The sequence below is a fragment of the Paenibacillus sp. ACRRX genome, from assembly GCF_022346885.1.
In the GTDB taxonomy this organism is placed as follows: Bacteria; Bacillota; Bacilli; order Paenibacillales; family Paenibacillaceae; genus Paenibacillus_B.
This window is the reverse complement of record NZ_JAKRNK010000004.1, coordinates 295,626-320,737: the sequence shown is the minus strand read 5'-3', so window position 1 is coordinate 320,737 and position 25,112 is coordinate 295,626. Positions and strand designations below refer to the sequence as shown.

18 protein-coding genes are annotated in these 25,112 nt (G+C 46.4%); 13 read left to right on the top strand and 5 right to left on the bottom strand.

What is annotated here, in order from left to right; all coding sequences use genetic code 11:
- Positions 1-25: 25 nt before the first annotated feature.
- Positions 26-322, bottom strand: a complete 297-nt coding sequence (locus MH117_RS14560) for a DUF6385 domain-containing protein (RefSeq protein ID WP_239329489.1) — start codon at positions 320-322, stop codon at positions 26-28.
- 872 nt (positions 323-1,194) lie between these two features.
- On the opposite strand from MH117_RS14560, the gene MH117_RS14555 reads away from it, so the two are divergent.
- Together MH117_RS14555 and MH117_RS14550 are read left to right on the top strand one after the other, a co-directional pair.
- Entirely contained in the window at positions 1,195-2,502 is a 1,308-nt protein-coding gene (locus MH117_RS14555) for an MFS transporter (protein ID WP_239329488.1), read from the top strand.
- A 305-nt stretch (positions 2,503-2,807) separates the two neighbouring features.
- Positions 2,808-5,237: an HAD-IC family P-type ATPase gene (locus MH117_RS14550; protein WP_239329487.1), complete on the top strand. Its 2,430-nt coding sequence runs from the start codon at positions 2,808-2,810 to the stop codon at positions 5,235-5,237.
- A gap of 115 nt (positions 5,238-5,352) precedes the next feature.
- On the opposite strand, the gene MH117_RS14545 is transcribed toward MH117_RS14550, so the two are convergent.
- Positions 5,353-6,120, bottom strand: coding sequence for a tryptophan-rich sensory protein (locus MH117_RS14545; RefSeq protein WP_239329486.1), 768 nt, complete (start codon positions 6,118-6,120; stop codon positions 5,353-5,355).
- Between the two features lie 329 nt (positions 6,121-6,449).
- Here MH117_RS14545 and MH117_RS14540 point away from each other — a divergent pair, with 329 nt between their 5' ends.
- Positions 6,450-6,863, top strand: coding sequence for an ankyrin repeat domain-containing protein (locus tag MH117_RS14540; RefSeq protein ID WP_343224463.1), 414 nt, complete (start codon positions 6,450-6,452; stop codon positions 6,861-6,863).
- A gap of 134 nt (positions 6,864-6,997) precedes the next feature.
- Here the strand turns inward: MH117_RS14540 and MH117_RS14535 are convergent, their stop codons facing one another.
- On the bottom strand, positions 6,998-8,665 hold the full coding sequence (locus tag MH117_RS14535; protein WP_239329485.1) for a response regulator transcription factor: 1,668 nt from the start codon (positions 8,663-8,665) through the stop codon (positions 6,998-7,000).
- Entirely contained in the window at positions 8,643-10,559 is a 1,917-nt protein-coding gene (locus MH117_RS14530; protein ID WP_239329484.1) for a sensor histidine kinase, read from the bottom strand. The genes MH117_RS14535 and MH117_RS14530 overlap by 23 nt, the downstream gene beginning before the upstream one ends.
- 182 nt (positions 10,560-10,741) lie before the next feature.
- On the opposite strand from MH117_RS14530, the gene MH117_RS14525 reads away from it, so the two are divergent.
- From MH117_RS14525 to MH117_RS14490, 8 genes are all read left to right on the top strand, one after another.
- On the top strand, positions 10,742-11,623 hold the full coding sequence (locus MH117_RS14525; RefSeq protein ID WP_239329483.1) for a carbohydrate ABC transporter permease: 882 nt from the start codon (positions 10,742-10,744) through the stop codon (positions 11,621-11,623).
- Positions 11,624-11,631: 8 nt separating this feature from the next.
- Positions 11,632-12,462, top strand: coding sequence for a carbohydrate ABC transporter permease (locus MH117_RS14520; protein WP_239329844.1), 831 nt, complete (start codon positions 11,632-11,634; stop codon positions 12,460-12,462).
- Between the two features lie 297 nt (positions 12,463-12,759).
- A complete protein-coding gene (locus tag MH117_RS14515) occupies positions 12,760-14,058 on the top strand; it encodes an ABC transporter substrate-binding protein (RefSeq protein WP_239329482.1) in 1,299 nt (432 codons plus the stop codon).
- 777 nt (positions 14,059-14,835) lie between these two features.
- Complete coding sequence (locus MH117_RS14510) at positions 14,836-16,284, top strand: RtcB family protein (protein ID WP_239329481.1); 1,449 nt, start codon at positions 14,836-14,838, stop codon at positions 16,282-16,284.
- Position 16,285: 1 nt separating this feature from the next.
- Positions 16,286-17,581, top strand: a complete 1,296-nt coding sequence (locus MH117_RS26700) for an ATP-binding protein (protein WP_239329480.1) — start codon at positions 16,286-16,288, stop codon at positions 17,579-17,581.
- Positions 17,582-17,914: 333 nt separating this feature from the next.
- Entirely contained in the window at positions 17,915-18,574 is a 660-nt protein-coding gene (locus tag MH117_RS14500; RefSeq protein ID WP_239329479.1) for a response regulator transcription factor, read from the top strand.
- Complete coding sequence (locus MH117_RS14495) at positions 18,567-19,955, top strand: sensor histidine kinase (RefSeq protein WP_239329478.1); 1,389 nt, start codon at positions 18,567-18,569, stop codon at positions 19,953-19,955. Before MH117_RS14500 ends, MH117_RS14495 begins: the two co-directional genes overlap by 8 nt.
- A gap of 60 nt (positions 19,956-20,015) precedes the next feature.
- On the top strand, positions 20,016-22,352 hold the full coding sequence (locus MH117_RS14490) for a glycoside hydrolase (protein ID WP_239329476.1): 2,337 nt from the start codon (positions 20,016-20,018) through the stop codon (positions 22,350-22,352).
- A 156-nt stretch (positions 22,353-22,508) separates the two neighbouring features.
- Here MH117_RS14490 and MH117_RS14485 read toward each other — a convergent pair whose 3' ends face one another.
- Positions 22,509-22,712 (bottom strand): helix-turn-helix transcriptional regulator, encoded by a 204-nt coding sequence (locus MH117_RS14485; protein WP_239329475.1) that lies wholly within the window; start codon positions 22,710-22,712, stop codon positions 22,509-22,511.
- 177 nt (positions 22,713-22,889) lie between these two features.
- On the opposite strand from MH117_RS14485, the gene MH117_RS14480 reads away from it, so the two are divergent.
- Positions 22,890-23,576 carry a DNA alkylation repair protein gene (locus tag MH117_RS14480; RefSeq protein ID WP_239329474.1) on the top strand — a complete coding sequence of 229 codons (687 nt, stop codon included), beginning with the start codon at positions 22,890-22,892 and terminating at the stop codon, positions 23,574-23,576.
- 132 nt (positions 23,577-23,708) lie between these two features.
- Positions 23,709-25,103, top strand: coding sequence for a dicarboxylate/amino acid:cation symporter (locus MH117_RS14475; RefSeq protein ID WP_239329473.1), 1,395 nt, complete (start codon positions 23,709-23,711; stop codon positions 25,101-25,103).
- Positions 25,104-25,112: the final 9 nt, after the last annotated feature.

Here is a 25,112-nt window from a genome sequence, read left to right as displayed (position 1 = left end):
ATAATACACATCTACCGCTGCCCGCTCAGTATGAGCAGCGGTCAATCAAATTCGTGTCCATCGCAAAAAAACGATTAAGCACAATCACCTTTAGCGCACCAGCATCTACCGTGGCCACAGCATCTTCTGTAAAGTCAATTCCATTCGGACTTATTTCCAGCACGGCAGATAGGGTGGAGGCCCCTTTGTTTTTGACCGCATAGGATATGACAGAAGCAACGGAGGTGTCTTGAATTAGCAGTAAGTGTGCGCTGATAAATGAGACATTAAGAAATTTCTGCCTTATGGAATAGCGTACGAGTTCCTGAGACGACGTCCACATTACAGCGATGGCAACGATGCTGAGATTGTGATGGCTTGCATGTGTGTAGTTTTTTTCTTCTGTTTTTTGCTTTAGGCCGTCGCTTTAGTGGACATTGCGGCTTTTTACGGCATGCTCTCCAAGGTGAATACCGTAAAGCATAATCATATAATCACCTTTTCCTTAACATATGGGCCCCCTCAGTGCTTGGCACTTCATCATGAATCGGACGTACTGTTGGGTGATACAAGTAATCGTTGGTTAAGCTCTTGTATGAGATAGATAGGCACACCAATTCCGTTGTCAGCCATAAATCATCATATTTGTTGTTGTAGATATGGACATGAAGAAGGCATGGACAAATGCTGGGACAGCTAAGATCATTAAAAGTCGTGTTGCGCTTGGTAATAGGTATAAGCATGGGAACTGTTATGCTGCTTCCTTGCTGTAATCAATTAGCGCTTCTAGTTGCGAACGGAGAACTACAGATAGATGGAGGGCACTGAGCTGCCGAATAAATGAAGCTGATTGAGGTTACCTGCCACTTCGACGTCAGCCCCACCTTTCTTGCATCAATCTGCTAATGGATATCCTATTCATGAAGAGCGGCAGGAATCACGGCGGGTGCCCATTGTAAAATCAAAGATAGATGGTCAAACAAGGAGAAAATGAGATGCCTTAATTAATAGTTAGAGGAATTCCAATACTATGTTCAGAGTGTACGATGCGACAAGCTTTAACTTGAGCCTGCAACTGATATTAGATTGAGCTTGATCAAGAGATAATCATATCGATAAGGCGATGGATTTGCGATAGACATAGGGTTAGAATGGCCTTAATCAAAAGGCTAGCACCATGGTTAGCATACCTAAGTCTATTAATAAAGGGAGTGCATGGTCATTCTTACCTCCATGTTCAGACAGCGTCGCAAGTTCTCTGAAAGTCGTAAAGCTTTGTGGATTTCCACGATTGAAGGGATTCCGGCGGTTATTTCCTTAACGCTGCTAGGAGGTCCTTTTCTAACCGGATATTTGCTGTACTTAGGAGCTACTTCGAGTCAGATTGGATTTGTCTTGGCGATTACGACATTCGTAAACATTGCGCAGTTAGGGATTGCATTCTTATTGCAGAAGTTAACTTATCCAAAGTGGACGATGGTTGGTCTTGTAGCTGTGCATCGTTTGCTCTGGGGAGCAACAGGGCTAATTCCGTTTTTATTTGATAAGGACGTATGGGTGATAAGTTATATCGTGATGTACACGGTTGCTTTTCTAGCTAACGCCGGTGCCGGTATTATTTGGACCAATATGATGGGGGATATCGTTCCTGCACCTGTCAGGGGCCGATACTTTGGGATTCGTAATACAATTGTAAGTGCAGTTGGCAGTCTGGCCTTATTTATAGGTGGGCAGATCCTAAATGCTTATCCAGGAGGCACAGGGTTTCACATTTTATTTATCGTCATCTTTGTGTTTAACGTATGGGATATCGTTATGTTTATGATTTATCCCAATTTGCCGCTAAGCAAATCGAATGAGACCCAGTTAGGGCCGATGATTCGTAAGCCTTTGCGTGATAAACAATTTATTAGAGCGGTCATGTTTCTGGCTGCATGGCTGTTTGTGCAGAATATGATTCTTCCATTTTACTCTTATATGATGCTGGAGTTGCTTCACCTACCATACAATATGGTGTCAATCATCACCGTCGTTCAAACCTTAATGTCTATGGCGAGTTTGTATGTCTGGGGAAACCTGAACGCTAAGTATAATAACAAGTTTTTGCTGTTATGCACGTTACCGGTCATTGCGCTGTCGTGTCTGTCCTGGTCGTTAATTGCTGTTATGCCTACGCTTGTTGGTCTGTTTGTTGCTCATGCTTTGGTAGGAATTGGGACGGGTGGTTTTAATCAGATGGCGTTTAATTTTATTATTGGGGATACCCCGAAAAGTGAAAGACCAATGTTTATCGCCATGTATTCTGCCATCACTGGCTTTGCGGCCTTTCTTGGCCCTATAACGGGGGGGTTAGTATTCGAATGGTTGACACCAGCTCCTTCATGGGTCCAGACTTGGGGTGTTACAGGCCTGCTTGGAGTATGTCTATTCATTCTAGGTGGAACTTGGGGACGAAAGGTGTTATTGACTGAGGGGAAGCATGTAAACTCGCTGGGACAAAAGACGACTCTGCATGCAAAATAACCAAATAATCAGACTGCCTTGATAGGTGAGCTGCACTTCATACAGTAGTCAGGTGTAACAATAACAACCTGCTGTTGTAAGGGGCAATTCATGGGGAAGGTAGTCTTTTTTGTTTTTTGCTAAAGGAGCTTTCGTTTATTCGCATGAAAAGAAAATGGGGAGTGCATGATGATATTAGTACCATTTTTGCAGTTGTGTTACTTTTAATGTAGTTAAACGTATGTAAATGACGGATGTATCTAGTCGTGTTTGTTGTTAAGGCAAAGGCGGGATATTGATTATCGAAAGACATGAGGTACTTATTCATGAAAGAAGAGAAGCAGCAGCATCGTGCAGTAGGGATACAAAAAGACCGACAGATCCACGCACCTGCAATTTTCACAAATGAAAACAAAGATGCTGACAGGCGAGAGACCGTTATGATCGGATTAACGGCGGACGAAGTACGCTTCAGAATGGAGCAGGGGCAAGTCAATAAGCTGCCGAAAGCCCCATCGCGGACATTTGGACAAATATTACGTGCAAATCTGTTTACCAGCTTTAATCTTTTAAATGCGGTGCTGGCGCTTGCGGTAATTATCGCAGGCTCACCAAGGAATGCGTTGTTTGCCGGTGTTATTATTACCAACACCTTAATCGGTGTCATCCAAGAGGTTCGTGCTAAACGGATCCTTGAGAAGTTGTCTGTGCTGAATGCAGCGTATGTTACGGTCTTAAGAGACGGGGCTCCTGTTCATATAGATCTTGAGGAAATCGTGTTGGATGACATCATTGTGCTGACGCCAGGTTCCAAGATTGCGGCTGATGCCGAAGTGCTTCCGGGCAGTGATTTGGAAGTTGACGAATCGATGCTGACTGGAGAAGCAGATACGGTAAATAAAAGTGGTGGCGCAAACATTTTATCAGGAAGCTACGTAACGGCTGGCAGTGGGTATGCCAAAGTAAGCAGCGTTGGTGGAGCCACTTATGCAGCCAAGTTGGCCGAGGAAGCGAAGAAATTCAAGCTGATCAACTCGGAACTGCAGACGGCTGTTAACCGGATATTTAAAGTCATTATTCGCATCGTGGTTCCTGTAGGATTGATGCTGGTCATTACTCAATTGTGGTTTACAGGCAAGAGCTGGCAGGAGGCGATACTTGGCGCTGTCAGCGGCATTATTGGGATGGTACCGGAAGGTATGGTGCTCCTTACAAGTGCTACGTTTGTGGTAGCGATTATCCGTCTCGCCAAATGGAAGGCGCTCGTGCAGGAGCTTCCCGCGACTGAGGTGCTTGCAAGAGTTGATATGTTATGTCTGGATAAGACGGGGACGATTACGGTAGGAGACCTGAAACTGACGGACATTGTGCCATTGAGCAGCAGCGGGACACAGATGCTGGATAAAGTATTGTCGGGAATTGCACATGCTTTTCCCAGTATTAATCCGACCCAGGAAGCCATTATGGCGCAATACCCGCAACCATCAGAGTTCGTGATCGAGAGGCGGATTCCCTTCTCTTCCGATAAAAAATGGATGGCGGTCTCATTTGAGAAAGTGGGAGGCTGGTTACTAGGCGCACCAGAGGTCCTGCTGGGAGACCGTTACGCTTCTATTCAGGATCAAGTGGAAGCCGCTGCTTCCCAGGGGCGTAGAGTGTTACTGCTTGGACGTTTGGGCGATGTAAGCCTGGAGGATTGGCAGACGACAGATGTGAATCAAGAAGCACTGTTGTTTATTGAGGATATCATTAGAGAGGATGCGCCTGAAGCGCTGGACTATTTTAATCGCGAAGGTGTCGAGATCAAAATTATTTCAGGGGACAACCCCGTGACTGTCTCAGCGGTTGCTGCGCGTGCAGGTGTGGCAAGGGCAGACAAATACATCGATGCAAGAACATTACCTAAGGCCCGTGATGAGCTTGCCAAGATACTTAAGGATTACACGGTATTTGGGCGCGTAACGCCGCATCAGAAGAAAGAGATGGTAATGGCGCTGCAATCCAATGGACATACCGTGGCCATGACAGGCGACGGTGTGAATGATGTGCTGGCACTGAAGGAGGCGGACTGCGGCATTGCGATGGCCAATGGAGCAGATGCCACCAAGGCTGTTGCTCAGCTCGTGCTGCTGCAGTCAAATTTCAGTGCGCTGCCCAAGATTGTAGCGGAGGGCAGAAGATTGATTAACAACCTGGAACGCGTTTCTGAGCTATTTCTGTCAAAGACAACTTACTCCACGATATTGTCGATCGTTTTTTGTCTGCTGCTGCTTCCATTCCCTATTGTCCCGATTCAATTGACGCTGCTTGGTTCCGTTGCTATTGGGATACCCGCCTTCTTCTTGGCGCTTGGTCCCAACAAGGAGCGAGTAAACAAAGGCTTTCTTAAAAGGGTATTGCAGGCATCCATTCCAAATGGAGTCGTGCTGGGCGTATTGACATTGCTTATCTTTATTATCGCTCACTATGCGGGGTTGCCGCTAAAACAATGCCGCACCTTGTCCACGATTGTACTGGGTGGATCGAGTTTGGTTGTGCTGGCAAGAGTCGCGTCGCCGTTAAACGGTCAGCGATTATTAATTGTGCTAGGAATGCTGTTGTTATTTGTTGCTGCCTTTGTGGTTCCAGCGGGTAGAGACTGGTTTCTACTGTATGATATCGAATGGGAATATATTTTACTGGCAGGCTCGATGGCGGTTATGTCCTGGCCGATATTGTGGCTTGCAGACAGGCTGATTCGCAGAATGAGCTTCTGAGATGCCGACTAATCCGCAGTTCATGTTTCGGTTATCCATTAATAATTAAAGCAAGCAGCGCGCTGTTGATGTCAGTCTATCGTAGGCATGAGCAGCGGGGCTGCTTGTATTTGTGCTATAACGTATATGCTGCGCCGCGTTTAGATCGGAATGGGAGTGTGATGGCAAATAACGCTAATAGGGTACCAAGGCCAAGGGCGGTGTAGAAAATGCCAACATTGCTATGGTTGGCGACCGCTATGCCGACGTATGCCCAGACGAATACCAGTACAAAGGTCGAATCCCGATTGGGACCACCTACAAGCCAAGCGAGTAAAGCACCTACTGCTAACCCAATAACGGTCCATACTTCTTGGCTGAGCCCCATGCCGTTCCATTCTCTATCATAAAGGACTACCGCTGTATTGACGATCATAGCCACACAGATCCATGCCAAGTAAATGCTAAATGGGAGTCTTACGAACCAGCGTCCTCCTTTTGTCGATAATTCGTTTCTACGTACATTTGCATAAATAAAGATCAGGCTAACGAATAGTCCTGCCATTGCAATCAAAGACAGCCACACCTGATGGTAAGCATAATGCCACAAGAGCAGCCAAGCGATGTTAAAAAGATTGCTTAATACAAATAAGGGCCCGATCTGGCTGGCCGTTGAGGAAGATCCGGGCAATATTTGATAGATTGCAAACCCGATTAACAGCACGTATATCAATCCCCATATGCTGAACGTGAAGGGAGCTGGAGTAATAAGCACAGGGAACATAGCTGATATCTCTCCGGTCGTCTTCCCGTTAAATGGGATCAGGTTGGCTAGCGCGTTGATGGCAATGACGGCAACGATGGTTAAAAGGTTCATCCATTTCCATGCTGATGCTGACTGCATCTTGCAACCTCCTCTATTATGAGAGCCGCATACTATTTGGTTAATAAGGTAGCAATATCTCGCCTCCGATATCGCTTTATTCCACCATACGATGCTTCTCCCTCATTTATGCCATGTCATGAAGTATGTTTCATCAACAGTAAATAAGTAGTAAGCTAGGGTTAAACAATATGTATCTGGCTGCAAGCTAATTATTTTATACAGGGAATCATTTGGATATGACCGAACATTCTAGCGGCTTGTTAGAAGATGTGTATCGGGGGATAGTGACTAACGATAATTCATTGTTAGGATGACACTTCAACCCATAATTAGGAGGCTGTTATTTAATGATCGAATCTTTATTTCAAGCTGCACAAACCGGTGATGCTGAGCAAGCGCAAGTAATACTTCAACGGCATCCTTCTTTGGCCAATACTGAGAATAAAGAGGGATTGACACCACTTGGTTATGCTGCGCACTTTGGACATGCAGCTGTCGTGAAGCTGCTGCTTGAAGCAGGCGCAAATGTAAACGCTCTATCCCATTCTAAAGTCAGTTATATTCCGTCTAACACGGCACTACATGCCGCTATCGCAGGTGAAAGGGACTTGGACGTTATTCGGCTTCTTCTCCATCATGGTGCAAAGACAGTTCTTATGGACAGCAATGGTCATACCTGCCTTCAGGTGGCGGAAAATCACGGTCACAATATCGAATTGATCCGTTTATTACTAGAACATGGGGCAGATAGCGGACAATAAGCATTATAAGGACTCTTCCCCTGCTGTCACGAGGTCCACAACAAACGTCAATCAGCAGGGAAGAGTGGCAGGAGTATATAGTCTGGCTGGCATACGGACTAATAGTTAAGAATTAACGCTTAGGCAGACTCCGCCTAGACTTGTTTACTCTTACGGTATTCATTTGGAGAAACGCCTACTTGTTTTTTAAATACTTTGCTAAAGTATTTTTCATCCTGGATACCAACCATGGCGGCCACCTGCGAGATGCGTAGGTGAGGATTAAGCAGGAGCAGCTTGGCCTTTTCTGTACGTATACTGGTCAGATAGTCGGATAAGTTGATGCCGAACTGCTGCTTGAACTTGCGCGAGATGTACTCGCGGCTGACATAGAAGCGCGTCGCCATATCTTGCAGCGACAACTCTTCATGATAGTGCTGCTCGACATATTTGGCGATGTCGAAGATGATATGCTGCTCTTGCCCTTGCTGTGCAAAGCAGGCATCGGCCAACACCGTTAGTTCCCGCTGCCACAACTGCTGCCACGCTTCAAGTGAGAATGGCGCAGCAGTGATTGCGGCGTCGCGGTCAGTCAACGCGGGATTATCCCGCAGCAACAGCTCTGCAGCGTCGCCCACGGCTTCATGCGCGATATTAGCGCGCATCGTCTCCCATTCGCGATAGCAGTCGCGAATCTGCCGCGGGGAGATGGAACTGGCTGTCTTGATCGACGCTATGAACGGCTTGATGGCTGCCGAGATTTCTTCGGCACTGCCGCTCAATACGGCTAGTTTCCAGCTTTCTTCGTATGCCGCCATACGAATGCTCTTCGTATACTCTGGTGAAGCGGCATCAGCACCTGAAACTGACAGGTGTTCTTCTGCTTTAACATCCACGGTGGGCGCATTGTGTAAATAGCGTCCTGGCAGAAGCAGGTTGCGCAGATTAAGCGCCCGCTTAGTGTCCGCGTAACATTGCGGCATACCCTCTGGGAACGCATGTATGCTGCTCAAGCCAAAGTGCAGGCGGCGGTGCATCGTAATGTGCAGCGCTTCATTAATATCCTGCAGCACCGCTTCAAGCGCATCTGACTGGAGCCACATCACAATGACGATTTCCCCAGGTGCGTTCCAATGGCGGAAAACGGCCCCGCGTTTCGTACCGCGGTTCACGTACTCCTCCATAATATTTACAAGTGAGAAGTAGAGCAGATCGCTGTTATTGCCGAACTTCTGCTTAAATTTCTCATCTGTGGACTCCACAAAGACGAGTGCCATACGGAGCTGTGTAATGTCGGCAGCCAAACCAAACGTCTGCTGAAGGCGTCTAACAACAGCGGACTGTGCGATTGGGTCGTCAATCAGACTTGACCACAGTTTCTCCGTGATGACTGGCTTGAACTCATTCATCTGGATCTGCTGCGAGTATCTTGTTGAGCGCTCTTCCTCATCCTTTATCCAAGCTGTAACCGCCTTGGCTATGGCTTCATTGACTGCGTCCTGCTCGATTGGCTTTAAAATGTAATCGATCCCGCCATGTTTTAGTGTATGTCGAACCAGGTTGAAATCACCGTGTCCGCTGATTGCGATAAGCTTGCTGTCGGGACTATTGGCGCTAACCCACTCCATAAGCTTCATGCCGCTTACATTTGGCATCATCATATCCGTTATAATGATCTGTGGCTTTGCCTCTTTGATACAGGCAATGGCCTGTTCTCCATCGGAGGCTTCATCTATATGGCTGATACCGTACTGCTTCCAATCAACAAGCAGGCGTATCGCAGCCCTTACGTGTGCTTCATCATCCACGATTAGTGCCTTCATCCAGCTCTTGTCCCACCTTCATCTGTATCTTCACTTTAGCTCCATGTGGATCAACTGCTTCAAGCTGCATACTTGCATGCTGACTGCTAAAGATGTGCAATCGTGTCAAGACATTCATTAATCCGATTCTTGACAAGGCTTCTTCCGCAGTCCCAACGCCGTCCATGTTTAACGTCTTACTCTCATCCTGTAAAGCAGACAAACTAGGCTCTAACTCGAATGTTTTCATTTGCATGGAATCAGCAGTTCTATGATTTCTGCTGCCAGACTCGGCTGAGCTCTCTTGAAGTCTGCGGTTTAATTGTTCGAGCTTATCTGTTGGGATACCGAATCCGTTGTCCTCAACGATTAGTTCTAATGTATGTTCGTCTGACCATCGGCTCGTAATTCGGAGCATGCCTCCTTGTACCGTACGATCAAGGCCATGCTTGAAGTAATTCTCAACGATAGGCTGCAGCGTCATCTTTGGCACAATCAGATGAAGTGTCGTCGGATCAATATCCATTTGAACGTCAAATGTATGCTCAAAGCGCTGCCCTTGCAGCTTCAAGTAGGCTTGTACATGCTCGACTTCAGCTCTAAGCGTTGCTGTGCTTTCCTCATTAAACATGCTGTAGCGCATCATCTTGGCCAACGCTGCGATCAACGAATAGATATGCGGCGCATTATGCTGAAGCGCTAATGTACCGATTGACTGCAGCGCGTTATTCATGAAATGCGGATTAATTTGTGCTTGTAATGCTTTTAGCTGATTCGTCTTATTCGCAAGTTCCAGCTTATATTCCTGCAAAATAAGATTGTTAATCGTATCCATCATGCTGCGGAAGCGCTTTGACATGACGCCGATCTCGTCTTGACTTCCTACATGAATGTCCACATTCAGATTTCCGGCCTGGATCTGATTCATATAACGCATCAAGCGGCGGATCGGTTCCGTAATACGAATCGTAACCCATAAAGTAGCCGCTACAATGATGAGCAGTGATATCGCTAATAGCAGCATATTAAACGAAACAGCCCGCTTGGCTTCCAAGAGCAGGTATGTATTTGGTATCCGCTTGATGACCGTCCATTGTGCAATAGGTGAGTCGATGCTTTCATGCACGTACAGGGCTTGATCATATTCAAAATGACCGCTTTTACCCGGCTTTAGCAGCTCCGGTGTCATCCAAGGCTCCTGAACCTGCTGGCCAAGCCGCTCTCGGTTGTCCGAATAGACCACGAAACCGTCTTCGTCAAGAATATATAGTTGTTCTTTGTCCTTCACATAGAGCTGATCGCTGATTGCCGAGATGGCATCAAGTTTCACATCAATGGATAACATGCCAAGCTGCTTGGTAGAAGGAGTCTTATATATAGGCCGATGAATAGTGAAGACCTGGATGCTCGGAAAAAAGTACGGCGATGTCGAGAACCCGTAAGTATGGCTCATATGTGTAGGCTGCATACGGATGCCTTGTTCTGTATAACCAAGAGAGGTGACGTAAGGCTCTACATCATACAGACGACGCGGTACACTCTGCACAACTAGTGTGGAACGCTTTACTTCACTGCGATATAAATACACCTGCCATATGTCCCGCATCGAAGACTCGATATTTTGCAGCATCGTGTAGGTCTGTGCTTCCATCTGCGTATCATTGTATCCTCGCTCAAGCATACGGAAAAATTCAAAGTCCGTGTACACAGACAATGAGCTTCTGTTCAAGTTGTCCAGCATATTCAGCAGGTTCTGCCTACCTTGATAAATAAGCCGTTGATTTTCTTCCAATGCACGTTCTCGTAACGAGTGCGAATTGTATACATATGTGATCACCATAGTAGCGATTGTCGGCACGATGGTAGCAATAAGCAGGAAGCAGATAAGCTTGGTTCGGATACTATTCCAACGCATGTTTAATCCCCCGGTCAATATTTTACACCAATCCGTTCATCTCATTCGGTGTTGCCTCTTGTGCTCCCGATTCATAATGAGGATATCATATGATGTCAGAAAGGTTAAACGTCATTCTTGCAGCCAGCTCTGATACTGAACTATACGATTGGACTATACTCTCATGAAAAGGGGCGAGGCGGATGTCGCGCAAAGCTTGGTCACAGCTTGGACAACAACTCTTTTTCGTCGGACCGGCGACATTCTTTTTTATTCTTATCGTCGGAATTCCGTTTTTGTTGGGCATGTACTACTCCTTTACGGACTGGAACGGTGTTGCCGGAACGGTAGCATGGGTTGGTCTTGATAACTTTAAAGCGATTTTTACCAATGGATCGGATTATTTTGCTGCATTTTGGTTTACCGTTAAATTTACAGTCGTTGGGGTCGTATTAACGAATCTGTTTGGATTTGTGTTTGCGTATGTGCTGACAAAGCCGTTAAAGCTGCGTAATGCGCTGCGGACTGTATTTTTTATGCCAAACGTCATTGGTGGCTTGCTGCTTGGCTTTATCTGGCAGTTTATCTTCGTCAAAGGCTTCTCGGCAATCGGGGAAACAACGGGGTGGTCGTTCTTTAATCTACCTTGGCTAGGGGATGAGATGACGGCTTTTTGGGGTATCATTATCGTATTTGTATGGCAGACGGCAGGTTACTTGATGGTCATCTACATCGCTGGTATGACCAATGTGCCAAAGGATGTGCTGGAAGCTGCCGAGATCGACGGTGCCTCTAAGCTTCAAATATTGCGGACTGTCATTATTCCGCTGATCATGCCAGCAGTAACCGTATGTTTGTTCCTTGCGATCTCTTGGTCGTTTAAGATGTTTGATCTGAACTTGTCGCTTACGAAAGGCGGACCATTTAAATCTACGGAATCAGTAGCGCTTAACATCTATTTGGAAGCGTTTCAAAATAACCGTTACGGCTTAGGAACAGCTAAAGCGCTCTTATTCTTTGTTGTTGTGGCGCTAATTACGCTCATTCAGGTTCGCATCACGAAGAGCAAGGAGGTTGAAGTGTAATGTCGAAGATGAAGCGGGATTATTCCGTCAAGACCTTTGCGCTTGAACTATTGATGATTGCAGCAGGACTTATCTTCTTGGTTCCGTTTTATTTTTTGCTCGCTAACTCGGTAAAGTCATTTGGAGATTTGCTTTCTAATGCAGCCAGCTGGCCATCGACATTCGAATGGAGCAACTACCAGCGGGCTTGGGAGATAACTCGGTTCCCGGAGGCATTTATGAATTCGCTGCTCGTGACAGTGATCAGTATTCTGTTAATTGCCATAATTAGTGCGATGGCAGCTTATCGCATGGTACGTCATAATAGTCGTACGAATCAGATCTTGTTTATGATGTTTGTTGCAGCGATGGTCATCCCATTTCAATCGGTTATGATTCCGCTTGTGAAGGTGGCGGGCTGGTTGGACTTGGCCGATAGCCGCACGGGACTTATTATGTGTTACCTTGGCTTTGGTGCACCATTGTCCATCTTCTTGTTTCACGGCTTCACGAAGTCGGTGCCGTTGGAAATTGAAGAGGCCGCAGTCGTAGACGGTTGTACACCTTATGGGGTGTTTTGGAAAATTGTATTTCCACTGTTGAAACCAATGTTTGTCACCGTTGTAATCCTGAACAGTCTCTGGATATGGAACGATTACTTGCTTCCATCCCTGATGCTGCAGAGCGCAGAACTGCGGACCATTCCACTGGCGACTTACTCGTTCTTCGGGCAATATACCAAGCAGTGGGATTTAGCTCTGCCAGCATTGACGCTTGGCATTCTGCCGATTGTGATCTTCTTCTTAGCCATGCAAAAGTACATTATTGAAGGGATTACAGCGGGATCCGTCAAAGGGTAAACGAGAAGATGCGGCGTGGGTGTCGATATGGAATCCAGTATTCAAGGAAAAGTATCTTGGTCAATGATTTACACCTGAGTGGTCAATTTCATCGGTGCAACCGTTTGCAAAAGGTAAATATAATGGAATCAGAACAAGTGCACTATGCTTCGTTCTAAGAATGAAAAGGCAGCACAATGGTCTGAAACAAGTCCCTGCTGCCGACTATGAAGTAGATGGGCTGCTCATAAAGCAGCAAAGTAGAGAAACAATATGCAGCAATAGGGAAAGTGCAAGAACTAAGGGGAGGTCTTACGGATGAAACATGTTGCGAAATTATCTTTGTTGATGTTATTGGCAGTATCCGTTATGCTGGCCGGTTGTGGCTCCAAAGGATCTGACGAAAGTAGCGCGAATGGAAGCGCGAATAACGGCAGCAAGGAAGTAAAGACCGTGAAGATTTTTCAGTTTAAAGTAGAGATCGCCGAAGCGTTAAATCGCTTGAAGGGCGAATTTGAGAAAGAACATCCGAACATTAAGCTGGACATCCAGACTGTAGGCGGCGGTGCAGATTATGGTGCGGCGCTGAAAGCAAAGTTTGCTTCTAATGATGCGCCTGATATATTTAATAATGGTGGTTTCCAAGAGATGGAAACGTGGATGGAGCACTTGGAGGACTTGTCTGCTGAGCCATGGGTAAAAGATGTGATTCCCCTCGCCAAGGAGCCTATGACCAAGGAAGGAAAGCTGTACGGTCAACCGATGAACCTTGAAGGTTATGGTTTCATTTACAACAAAGATTTATTTGCCAAGGCTGGTATCACTGAGCTGCCGAAGACCTTGACACAGTTGGAAGATGCAGCAAAGAAACTGCAAGCCGCAGGTATTACTCCGTTTTCCAACGGCTATCAAGAATGGTGGATTCTCGGGATTCATAACCTGAATGTGGCGTTTGCCCAGCAGCAGGACCCTAATGCGTTTATAAAAGGCTTGAATGATGGCTCCACCAAGATTACAGGCAGCAAAGAGTTCGAGAATTGGTCGAACATGCTTGACCTGACCGTCAAATACGGCAACAAAAATCCGTTAACTACCGATTACAATACACAGGTGACCTTATTTGCAAAAGGCGAAACGGCGATGATGCAGCAAGGCAACTGGACGCAAGTGCAGATCGACGGCATCAACAAGGATTTGAACTTGGGCGTGCTGCCGATGCCAATTGACAACGATGCAGCTAAGAATGACAAACTGTTGGTAGGCGTTCCGAATAACTGGGTCGTTAACAAGAACTCCAAAGTAAAAGAAGAAGCCAAAACGTTCTTAAACTGGATGGTCAGCTCTGACATCGGTAAGCAGTATATTGCCAAGGAATTCAAGTTTATTCCTGCATTCTCAACTATCCCAGCAACTGCTGAGGATCTGGGCGACATCGCAGCAGAAGTAACCAAGTACAGCCAAGACAACAAGGTGTTAAGCTGGAACTGGTTCAAATATCCGGACGGCGTGACGCAGGAATTCGGCAACTCAATCCAAGCTTATATCGCAGGGAAGACGGATAAAGCAAAGCTGCTGGAAGACTTCCAAAAAGCTTGGGACAATTTGAAGAAAAAATAACAACTAACGAATGTTTGAAGTCTGGAATGCGGAAGGCATGCGGAAACTATAGAACAGAATTCTCATTCATCATCCTCGTGAAAACTCAATTGTATTTGGTAAGGGCTATCCGCTTGGCAGGGCGGGTAGCTCTTTTTTGTGCATGTAGTGAAGAAGGTGTGTACTTCAACAAAAATTTAGTTTAGTGCTATATAAAAGCAGGTATAAGCACATCAAGGAACTAGATGTGAGAGTTCCTCTCCGATAATAAAAGCATGACGAGGGTTGACAAAGATTGGATTTATCCTCTAATATATAAACATATTTTCATGAAAGGAGGCCGATGAAGGTGACCATTACGAATAGCAGCATTCAGCAATTGCATATTAGGAAGTGTCTTTCGTCGGACTCTACGGCATAATCTTCAGCACGAGTACTCTACTCGGTGGAGGGACCTGCTTGATACAAGCGCTGTCAGTATCGTAACTGTCAGCGGACTTGTGCGCAGGCTTAATTGTACATGTAGGAGCCATAGACGGAGGTCTATGGCTTTTTTATATTTTCGCCGCCTGCTCAATTTCAACTTATCTTGCTGTTGCAAAATAAGACGAAAAGAAAGAGAAGGGGATGCAGCGTATAAAACAAGCCGTAGACCATTCTGTCTGCGGTTTTTTCTATACAGGGATGAGACTCGGAGATATGGCGTAGGCCGCTGCTGACTGACTTTGGAAGCTGCATGGCAGCTTGACACATAAGATCAACATAGAAACGGATGAATGGAAAGGATCGATTTAAAAGATGAATACGTATTGGAAACAGGCTTCAGAAGAGGAAGCCGCTTATTATCGAACGGTAGATCTGCCAGCTGGTAAACTGCATGTGTATGCAAGTGATGCGTTGTATGCAGAACTGCCCAATAAAGTGTTTGAGATGGCAAATAACAATCTATTAATCCCTCACGCAGCGTACATGAGCTATACGCCAGACGTCCATGTGGGCGTCGGCACCTGCATTGGCACGACAGCTGTATGGAAAGCGTCAGAAGGATATGTATCGCCATCAATTATCGGCAACGATATCGGCTGCGGTATGAGGGTGCATGTGACGAATATGCACCGCAATGAGTTGAAGGATGTGAAGGTGCGACGGAAGCTAATGCGAGCTATGGAGAAATATGTGCCAGTAGATACGCACGCGCGCGGACATTTCTCGGACATTCGACTGGAGCATATTCTCACGAAAGGCGTGCATGGCCTGCCGAAGAAATATGTGCCGGATATTTATACGCCAAAGAAAACAACTTCCTTTACCCATGTGGAATGCAGCAAATTCCACTTTGATGCGGCGGTGCTGGACCTTATGCCAGAAGCAGCTTGGCATCGTGCGCATCGCCAGCTCGGGACGCTTGGCAGCGGCAACCACTTTGCGGAGGTGCAGGCGGTGGAACTGGATGAACGAAACCGCGAGGTGGCGGAAGCGTGGGGGCTGTTTGACGGGCAAGTGATTGTCATGCTGCATTCAGGGTCCCGCGCATGGGGCGGTGCAGTTAATCAGCATGGCACAAAGGCGATAGCGGATTGGATGCGTGCATCCGGGAAAGGAACGCCGGACCCGCGCCTCTTGTTTGCGCCTCTTGGCCACGCAGCGGCAGACACATACGTGCATCTGATGTACTCGGCTTTAAACTATGCTGTAGTTAACCGTCATTTGATGGCTTACGGCGTCCGCGAGGCTTTTCGTGACGTATTTGGCACTCAGGTGGAGTTGCGCACTTTGTATGACTTAATGCACAATTATGCTTGGGAGGAACAGCATGATGGAGAACGGATGTTTGTCCATCGCAAAGGAGCGACAAGATCGCTGCCTCCGCAGCATCCTGATAATCCCAAGCCATATATGGAGACAGGACACCCTGCCCTTATACCTGGATCGATGGGTAGTGCCTCTTATCTGATGGTGGGCCGCGAAGGCGGGGCTGCCAATTATTATTCGATCTGTCATGGCGCTGGACGTATTCGTTCGCGTAGTGCAACCAAGCAGTTAGTTTCCGTGGATGAATTTGCGGCCTCGCTGCGGATCGGAACAGAGGAAGAGGTTGTTGTTAATCAAAAGACGTTGGATTCCATTATTGACGAGTCACCGCAAGCATATAAAGACGTAGAACAAATTATCGACAGCGTTGTAGGTGCAGGTCTTGCAGACGTAGTAGCCGTCTGTAAGCCGCTGGCAACACTCAAAGGAGCATAAGGTGAGTATTATTAATAAATTAGATAGGCCAGTATTAGTACCCTTTCAAGCAGGCATGACGGATTATGAACATTTTGCACAAGCAGTAAAGGCTGTCCAGCTATTTCTTTCAGAGCGCTATGGCAAGTCGTGGCTTATCATTTCAAATGAAAATCGATTGGAAGAAGCTTGGGATCGGTTGGATGATGATGTGCAGTTGACGAATGCGGAAGTGGAACTTGCTGCAACGGTATACGACTTTTTTGGTGTGCGAGATGTCATATATGAAGAAGGAAGCCGGTTTGCCGAACAAGATGTGGCTGCAGGCTACAAAATTAGCAGTTCGATTCAGAATCTATTATATGTGTATCCCTCATCAGAAGTGGCGTTTGTGCGCATTCCGGTGTGGATGCATTATGGAACGGACTCAGAGAAGGTATGCTTTGCCGCCAGTGATGAGGCAATGCTGCGTTTTATGAACGAGACGCAGATTAAGCGCAGAGAGCGCGAGCGTAACAGCATTACGGTATTCACAGATACAAACAATGGGGTAGATCGGGAAACGGAGCGTCTTACAAGATCTGTGCAGCGAGAAGATGTCGTGATGGACGACAAGCTCAAAAAAGAGCTTTTCCGATCCATCGATCGCTTCTTCGACAGCGACAGTTCCTTTTATACGACTTATCGCGTTCCGTATAAGCGAGGTATCCTGCTGTATGGCAGACCGGGCAATGGCAAGACAACGCTGGTGAAGTCTATCGCAGGAAGTGTGAGTGCCCCTGTCGCATATTGGCAAATTACTGAGCACACGTCAAGTCATTCGATTGACGAAGTGTTCAATGAAGCGGTTAAGATGGCACCGATGGTGCTTGTAATCGAAGATATCGATGCTATGCCAGAGCATGCACGCTCCTTCTTTCTGAATACGCTGGACGGTGCTACGTCCAAGGAAGGCATCTTCTTGATTGGCACGACAAACTATCCCGAGAAGATTGATCCGGCGCTGATGAACCGAGCTGGTCGATTTGATCGAGCATATGAGATGCCGCTGCCAGAAAGGACGCTGCGCTTGCAATATTTGCGTCAGTTAGGCTTGGTGAGCATCCTCGGAGAGGAAGAAGAAGCACTTGCTGCCGATTTGACGGAGGCGTTTTCCTTTGCCCAGTTAAATGAAGTATACTTAACGATTGCGCTGCTCTGGTATGACAAGGAGCCAATCGATCTACACCAGATTGTACGAGATATGAAGCAAACACTAGACAAAGGTCGCAAGCAAACTTGGTTTAAAGGAAATGATACCGTCGGGTTTTTGGGATAATATTGAAAGAAAATATGGTTAAGGACAGTTGTCCCATTAGTTATTCCCTTACGTCATGAAGGGAAGAGTTAATGGGATGCTGTCTTTTTTCCGTTATAGGGAGAAGCAAGTTGATAGCAGCACAGAACTTCCTGATGATATAACATCTGGTTTGGGATTCAACTTTATTTCTAGTATCATAATGAGAGCATAAGAGATTGCAAAAGGTACTGCATAACAGACCTCATACTAGGCCGATACAAGAGAAGGAAGAACAGCCAAGATGTTGTGATGTGGCTTACAAAAACGATCCGTGTAAACGAGTTAAAGATTATATCGGCAAGGAGACTCTTAATGAACGTATTAATAGCAGATGATGAACCACATATGCTTCATATTATAAAGGCTTACTTCGAGCGGGAAGGGTTTCGTACCTTCACGGCTGAAGACGGTGAGGCTGCGCTGCATGTACTTTGCAGCGAAGCGATAGATTTGGCCATTCTGGACTGGATGATGCCGAAGGTCAGCGGCATAGAGGTGTGCAAGCACGTGAAGGTACACAGCCATGCCAAGGCTTTGCTTCTGACGGCTAAGGGAGAAGTCGAGGATGAATTGCTGGCACTTGAAGCAGGGGCGGACGATTACGTACGTAAGCCATTTGATCCGCGGATTTTGCTGCTGCGGGCTAAGAAGCTGCTGCAAGTTGCTGAGGACGTGCATGTCGGACCTCTAAACGTGGATATGCAGGGACGAAAAATATACAGGGATGGAATGGACATCGAGGCGACAAACAAAGAGTTTTTGCTGCTGAAGACGTTTATCGAACATAAAGGCCGTATTTTGACGCGTCAGAACCTGCTTGATCAAGTATGGGGCTTTGACTACTTTGGTGATGATCGAACCGTAGACACCCATATTAGACGCTTGCGCGAGAAAATTGGAGAGCACTTGATCAAGACACATCGCGGTATTGGTTACAGTCTGGAAGTGCCAAAGGAACATCCAAATGAATAAGCTGAGCCGTAAGTTGTTTGTTCGTTTCTCACTCATCGTCGGCCTTGTGCTTGTACTTAGTTATGTGGCTAATACGTTTTTTCTTCCTAAATACTATTTATATCAAAAAAAGACAAATCTGGCTCAACTAACAGAAACGCTGGAACGTATAGACGAAGACAAGCTGACGAATGAGCTTCCACATGTGGAACATCGTTATGGAGTTGATATTGTCCATGTTCCTTTTCAGACGAATATCGATGCCTTGAACGAAGCGGTGATCACGACACTTGATCGCAGGGGCATTCGACTAAGCAAGTTCTGGATAACAGAGGAAAGTGTGGCCAAGCTTGCACAGCAGGAGAAGGTTCATAAAATATTTAGCCAGACCAAGCTGAAGTCAAGCTTTCTGGTTACGTTTATGAACAAAGATGATGAACTTTATGTCATCGGCGAATCGATCGCTTACTCCGACGAGACGTTACATATCGTAAACCGCTTTACGCTGTACATCTCCGTGAGCGCTCTGGTCTTGACCTTGCTGCTGTCCGCATGGTCAGCGAGACGGATCTTGCGACCGCTTGCTGAATTGCGCGACACAGCCGAGCAGATCGCGGAGCTTAAGTTCAGTCGAGCAAAGATTCATACAGGGGACGAGATAGAAGCTTTAGCGGATAGTGTGAATAGGATGAGTGACAATCTGGAACGGGCGCATCAGGAACTGCAAGTGCGTAATGATAATTTGCGTGTGTTCATTTCGGATATTTCACATGAGCTAAAGACTCCGCTTGCGCTCATGAAGGCTTACACCGCGGGAATGAAGGATGGGCTCGACGATGGTACCTTTACAGACGTAATTGAGCAGCAAGCGGATGATATGGCACGACTCGTTGAACGTTTGCTTGAACTGTCAAAACTTCAGGCTGATACGTATGAGATAACCTCATTTAACTTTATGGAGCTTCTCGCAGAGAATGTTGATAAATATAAAATCGTTATGGCTGAGCGGAGTATAGAGCTAGAGTTGGAGCTGGCGGACGGGATTCAACAGGTTAGCGTAATGGCAGATCGTACAAAGATTGAGATTGTGCTGAACAATTTCTTTACGAATGCGATCAAGTATGCGACAGATTCTTACATTCACTGTGCTGTCACATGTGAGTATCACGTGCTGACTTTTCGCCTGCGCAACCGCACAGGGGAATGGACAGAGGCTGAATTGAAACGGATGTGGGAGCCCTTCAGTGTTGCCGAGCAATCGCGCAGCAAGCAATTAAGCGGGACTGGATTAGGGTTGTCGTTAGTGAAAACCATTCTGGAGAAGCATCAAGCTGCGTACGGTGCTAGAGCAGAAGGTGGTCAGATCGAATTTTATTTTTCTCTGCCTGTCACATTGGCGTAACAGAGAACCGCTAACATAGTGCATGCAATCAGTAATTAGGATACAGGAGGCATGCACAAGATGAATAAAGCTTTACTGATTATATTATCAGCGGTGATGGCATTCAGCCTGTTAACCGGCTGCAGTGGGCAAGGAGTGGCGACAGCGGAGGTAGCGGTATCTCCGATTATCGCCGAGACAGTGAAGGCCGCATACCATGACTTTACGTACGAGGTGGACCCTGCGACGCTTGGCATTGTTATTACAAGCGACGGTGTGAAGGAGCAAGCGTCCGTCCCAATGAAAAAGCGCGAATTTACCGAATATAAGCAAGAAGCTGGTCGGACGGAATGGACATATCCTGCGGAGCAAATCAAGGTGGTAATCGAGAAGAAGGATCATTATCTGGACATTCAGATTCAATCACTTGGTGCAGAGCAGTTTCAATGGCCGACCATTCAGGCAGACGACTACTTGCTGCCCTTGTGGGAAGGGAAGCGAATTCCGAGCAAAGATCCTAACTGGAGGCAGTTCTTGAAAGAAGAGACGTTAACGTGGAGCGAGTCGTTCTCGATGAACTTTATGGCGATGGGCATGCAAAAATATGCGCTTGTCTATGTAGTGGACAATCCGTTCAACAACGAGGTGTCATTTGGCACGGAACCCAAGATCAACCTGACATTTACACACGAATTTCCAACCCTTAATCCGAAGAAGGAATATGGATTCCGCTTATATGTCACCGCCAATGACCCTGTATCAGTAGCCAAGCTATATCGAGGCTATATTCAGGAGACACACGGGTTGAAGACACTTGCCGAGAAAGCCAAGGAGAACCCGGAAGTGGCGAAGCTGTACGGGGCACCGCATATTTATATGTGGAATAGCCAAGTGTTAACTAATGAGAATGTAAATTGGCCTGCTATGAAATCAAGGCTGGGCAGCCCAATCTGGGCATGGATTACAGAGCTTATGGAACGATATACGGAAGACGGATCACAGGAGCTTAATAGTGTGCTAGGGGAGGCGAAGAAGGAGCCGCTTAATGCTTATCACAAACGTGTCCTGGTGAAGGCGCTTAATCAGGTGTTAAAGCTGAAGCAGTTGTACAGACCAGATCTGTTCCGGTCAGCAGATGCAACAATGTTGACGGCGATCGCTGGTGGTGTCGATAAACTAAGCGAGCAGAAAATGTATGCCTTCAATAAGAGCTTGCTGAAGAGTGTCTTTGGTGATGCGTTAGCCAATCCATCCGAGTGGGGGCAGGAGCAATCGACCAAGCTGGTAGAGGACATGCATCAGGCAGGCATCAAACAAGCCTGGATCGGTCTTCCGAATTGGGCGAACGGATTGATGAATCCAGCATTTGTAGAGAAGTCTGCTAAGCTTGGTTATTTGATTGGGCCGTATGATTCGTATCACTCGATACAGGAGAAGGAAAATAAGGAATGGAATACGGCGTATTTTCCCGATAGCAAGCTGTATAACGAGGCAACCGTCACAAACAAACGGGGAAAAAAGATCGGTGGTTTCCTAAACCGCGGCCGCAAGCTAAATCCTACTCTATCACTTCCCAGCGTGAAGCAGCGATTAGAGGGTATCTTGCAGGACGGTATTTTGTATAACTCTTGGTTTATTGATTGTGATGCAACAGGAGAAATCTATGACGATTATACGCCTGGAAACATTACGACTCAGGAGCAGGATATGCAGGCGCGTCTTACGCGAATGGAGTACATCTCCAAGGAAAAGCGGATGGTTATCGGTTCGGAGGGTGGTAATGACTTCGCCAGTCGAGTGATTGCTTTCGCACACGGTTTGGAGACGCCGGTTATCAAGTGGAGCGACAAAGATATGCGTGAGAATAAAAGTAGTCCCTATTATATAGGAGGGTACTGGTCGGCACAGGGCGGAATACCTGAGCGATACGCGAAGGAAGTGCCGATTAAAGAGCTGTACCAGCGTATTTATGTAGATCCAACCTATTCGCTGCCCTTATTTAAGTTAGTATACAACGACTCTGTCATTACCACGCATCATTGGGAATGGGGCAGCTTGAAGATCAAGGATGAGGCCGCTGAACGTATGCTTTATGAGTTGTTATATAATGTGCCGCCACTATACCATTTGGATAAGGAGCAGTGGGAGAGTTATCAAGACATGATAAAGACGTATTTGGACGTATGGTCGCCTTTTCATGCCAAGGCCGTGACCAAGGAGATGACCCAATTTAAGGTGTTGTCGAAGGACCGGCTGCTGCAAACCGCCAAGTATGGTGAGGACCTTCAGGTGATTGTGAACTTTTCTAAGAAGGATGTCCAATACGAACAGGAGGCGATTCCAGCGATGTCTGCTGTGATGAAGGATGGCAATTCACGAACCGTGTTTAAAGCTAGGGATGCTGTATATAAAGGTTGATTCTGACCGTCAGTGCTGTGGCTTCTGTTTTCATAGTATCATATGACATTAACAAGAAGGCTGAACGGCTCTAGAGAGTAGAACTGTTCGGCCTTGTGACATTTGACATTATACGGGGCTTTATGATTTCATCCGTTAATAAGGGTTGATATTGATTTAGGATTGCTGCTTCGTGTACAAAAATAGCTCATCGACAGAAACCTGCAGTACGTGGGCAAGCTGAAAAGCAAGTGTAAGGCTTGGATCGTATTTGTTATTTTCAATGGCATTGATCGTCTGACGTGATACATTACAAGCTTGAGCCAAATCCTCCTGGGACAACTTCAGCAATCTTCGTAAACGTTTAATTTGATTCTCCATCGTCTACCAACTTTCACTGTTCCAACATATGTGGCATCATCATACAAGATCATTGATTAAATGTAAAATACTTTTTACATAATAATGCAGTTGATCCGGGTAAACTAGAGTTAAGAGTTCATAATGAGACCAAACTATTATCCTAATGACAAAGCATCATAAGGGGAGGAAGTTTTCATGAGTCATTATCCGATTGAACCGATTGTACAAGCGATGAAAGCCAACGCTGATCCAGAGAAAGCGGCAGCGATGTCAAAATATATGCGCGGACAGTTTCCCTTTTTTGGTATTCCCCAACCGAAGCGTAAGGAATTGTTCAGATCGCACATACGAACTTACGGGAAGCCTGCATCGGCAGATGTTTTATTAGCCGCAGTTGAGGTGTTGTGGGCATATGAAGAGAGAGAGTTGGCTTATGTGGCCATGGAACTTCTAGAAGGAGGATTGAAGCTGCTGGAATTGTCACATATACATCGAATCGAACGCTGCATCCTGACAAAATCCTGGTGGGATACAGTGGACGGATTGGCTTCCCATACAGTAGGGGGCGTGATGAGTCGTTATTCGGATGATTGTCGTCATTATGCTGGACGCTGGATAGGTTCGGATCAAATGTGGTTGAACCGCACAGCACTGTTATTCCAACTGAAATATAAAGGCAAGACAGACCGTGAGTTGTTAGCAGCGGCGATCGCAGCACACGTTGAATCAAAGGAATTTTTTATACAGAAAGCGATTGGCTGGGCTCTGCGTGAATATGCGAAAACAGATCCGGGATGGGTAGCACATTATGTGGAACAGCATGAACTAATGCCGCTCAGCCGTAGGGAAGCAGTAAAGGGACTGATGTTAGAGGGTGTCTGATGCGAGAGGGTTAAGAGAAGTGTTCAAGTAGTTTATTTGCAAAAAAAGGAGTTGACGATAACATCCCTTTGTTTTTATAATACCAATTAAACAGGTAGGAATTATTATATAAATATTACGGGGTGAACGTCGATGAAAGATCAAGCTTGGCTACCGCTTCAAGATCTCTCGGTGTATGGCAGTTGGGGCGTAGCGTTACTTTTAACCGTTGTATTGTGGTGGCTGGCGAAGAAGAAGGTCGGCTTTGGAACCCGAGTTTTACTTGCAATGGTGTTCGGTTTTGGTATTGGAGCATTATTTGGTAAGGACGCTGTGGATGTAGGCATTCTCGGTTCTATATATGTAAGCTTGATTAAAATGGTCGTCATGCCGCTTGTATTCTCGACGATTATTACGAGTATTACTTCAGTCAAAGATCTTAACGTACTTAAGAAGCTAGGAACAAAGACAATTGCGATCTTCTTAATAACAACGGCGATTGCGGCTACGATCGGTATTGGCGTTGCTGTGGTGGTTGATCCAGGAGCAGGTATCCCACAAAGCACGGATGCTGCGAAAGATTTTGAGGCGCGTGAGATTCCAACATTTAAGCAAGTACTGCTTGATCTTGTTCCATCGAATCCTGTTAATGAGATGGCAACTGGGAAAGTAGTACCTGTCATCATATTTGCTTTCTTCATTGCGATCGCCATTACGTGGGAAGGCGGACGTCATCCGGAGCGTGTAGAGCCGGTGAGGAGCTTCTTCCAATCTTTCTCTCATATTATGTTCCGCGTAACTAAGATTATTATCAGGTTGACCCCATACGGTGTGCTCGGTTTAGTCACATCAATGGCTGCTAAGTATGGCTTAGAGACACTCAAGGAATTAGCTTGGTTTATCGCAGCGGTCTTTATTGCTTGCTTGATTCATATGGTTGTCACTTATGGATTGCTGGTGACATTTGTAGCAAGAGTGAATCCTCTACGCTTCTTCAAGAAGGCGTACCCTACGATTGCGGTAGCTTTCACGACTCGCAGCAGCTATGCGACGCTGCCTGTCAATCTGGAGGTGATCACCAAGCGGATGAAGGTGTCCGAACGTGTCGCAAGCTTTGTGGCTCCACTCGGAGCTACGATTAATATGAACGGATGCGGCGGTCTTTATCCGGCTATCGTTGCGGTGTTTGTAGCCAAAGTATTTGGCATCGAACTTGGAATCACGGACTATTTGCTTATTATCGCAGTAGCTACGCTGGCATCAGTCGGTGTTGCGGGTGTGCCTGGCCCAGCATCCATTTCAACGACGGTGGTATTGGTTCAAGCAGGATTGCCATTAGAGGGCTTTGCCCTAGTACTTGGTGTTGACGCCATTGTGGATATGGCACGTACTGCTGTTAATGCTACTGGTACAACGGTAGCCTCGCTTCTGGTGGGCAATAGCGAGGGCGAGTTTGACCGTGAGGCATTTAATAACGAGCCTGATGAAGATATTGGCATCGGGCAAGAGCGCAATGTAAGAGGCAACGGAGCCGTAACAGCAGGTTAGTGCCACGTA

Coding starts and splice junctions, on each gene's coding strand:
- MH117_RS14560 (WP_239329489.1), bottom strand. CDS start 322: ATGTGGACGTCGTCTCAGGAACTCGTACGCTATTCCATAAGGCAGAAA.
- MH117_RS14555 (WP_239329488.1), top strand. CDS start 1,195: ATGGTCATTCTTACCTCCATGTTCAGACAGCGTCGCAAGTTCTCTGAA.
- MH117_RS14550 (WP_239329487.1), top strand. CDS start 2,808: ATGAAAGAAGAGAAGCAGCAGCATCGTGCAGTAGGGATACAAAAAGAC.
- MH117_RS14545 (WP_239329486.1), bottom strand. CDS start 6,120: ATGCAGTCAGCATCAGCATGGAAATGGATGAACCTTTTAACCATCGTT.
- MH117_RS14540 (WP_343224463.1), top strand. CDS start 6,450: ATGATCGAATCTTTATTTCAAGCTGCACAAACCGGTGATGCTGAGCAA.
- MH117_RS14535 (WP_239329485.1), bottom strand. CDS start 8,665: ATGAAGGCACTAATCGTGGATGATGAAGCACACGTAAGGGCTGCGATA.
- MH117_RS14530 (WP_239329484.1), bottom strand. CDS start 10,559: ATGCGTTGGAATAGTATCCGAACCAAGCTTATCTGCTTCCTGCTTATT.
- MH117_RS14525 (WP_239329483.1), top strand. CDS start 10,742: ATGTCGCGCAAAGCTTGGTCACAGCTTGGACAACAACTCTTTTTCGTC.
- MH117_RS14520 (WP_239329844.1), top strand. CDS start 11,632: ATGAAGCGGGATTATTCCGTCAAGACCTTTGCGCTTGAACTATTGATG.
- MH117_RS14515 (WP_239329482.1), top strand. CDS start 12,760: ATGAAACATGTTGCGAAATTATCTTTGTTGATGTTATTGGCAGTATCC.
- MH117_RS14510 (WP_239329481.1), top strand. CDS start 14,836: ATGAATACGTATTGGAAACAGGCTTCAGAAGAGGAAGCCGCTTATTAT.
- MH117_RS14500 (WP_239329479.1), top strand. CDS start 17,915: ATGAACGTATTAATAGCAGATGATGAACCACATATGCTTCATATTATA.
- MH117_RS14495 (WP_239329478.1), top strand. CDS start 18,567: ATGAATAAGCTGAGCCGTAAGTTGTTTGTTCGTTTCTCACTCATCGTC.
- MH117_RS14490 (WP_239329476.1), top strand. CDS start 20,016: ATGAATAAAGCTTTACTGATTATATTATCAGCGGTGATGGCATTCAGC.
- MH117_RS14485 (WP_239329475.1), bottom strand. CDS start 22,712: ATGGAGAATCAAATTAAACGTTTACGAAGATTGCTGAAGTTGTCCCAG.
- MH117_RS14480 (WP_239329474.1), top strand. CDS start 22,890: ATGAGTCATTATCCGATTGAACCGATTGTACAAGCGATGAAAGCCAAC.
- MH117_RS14475 (WP_239329473.1), top strand. CDS start 23,709: ATGAAAGATCAAGCTTGGCTACCGCTTCAAGATCTCTCGGTGTATGGC.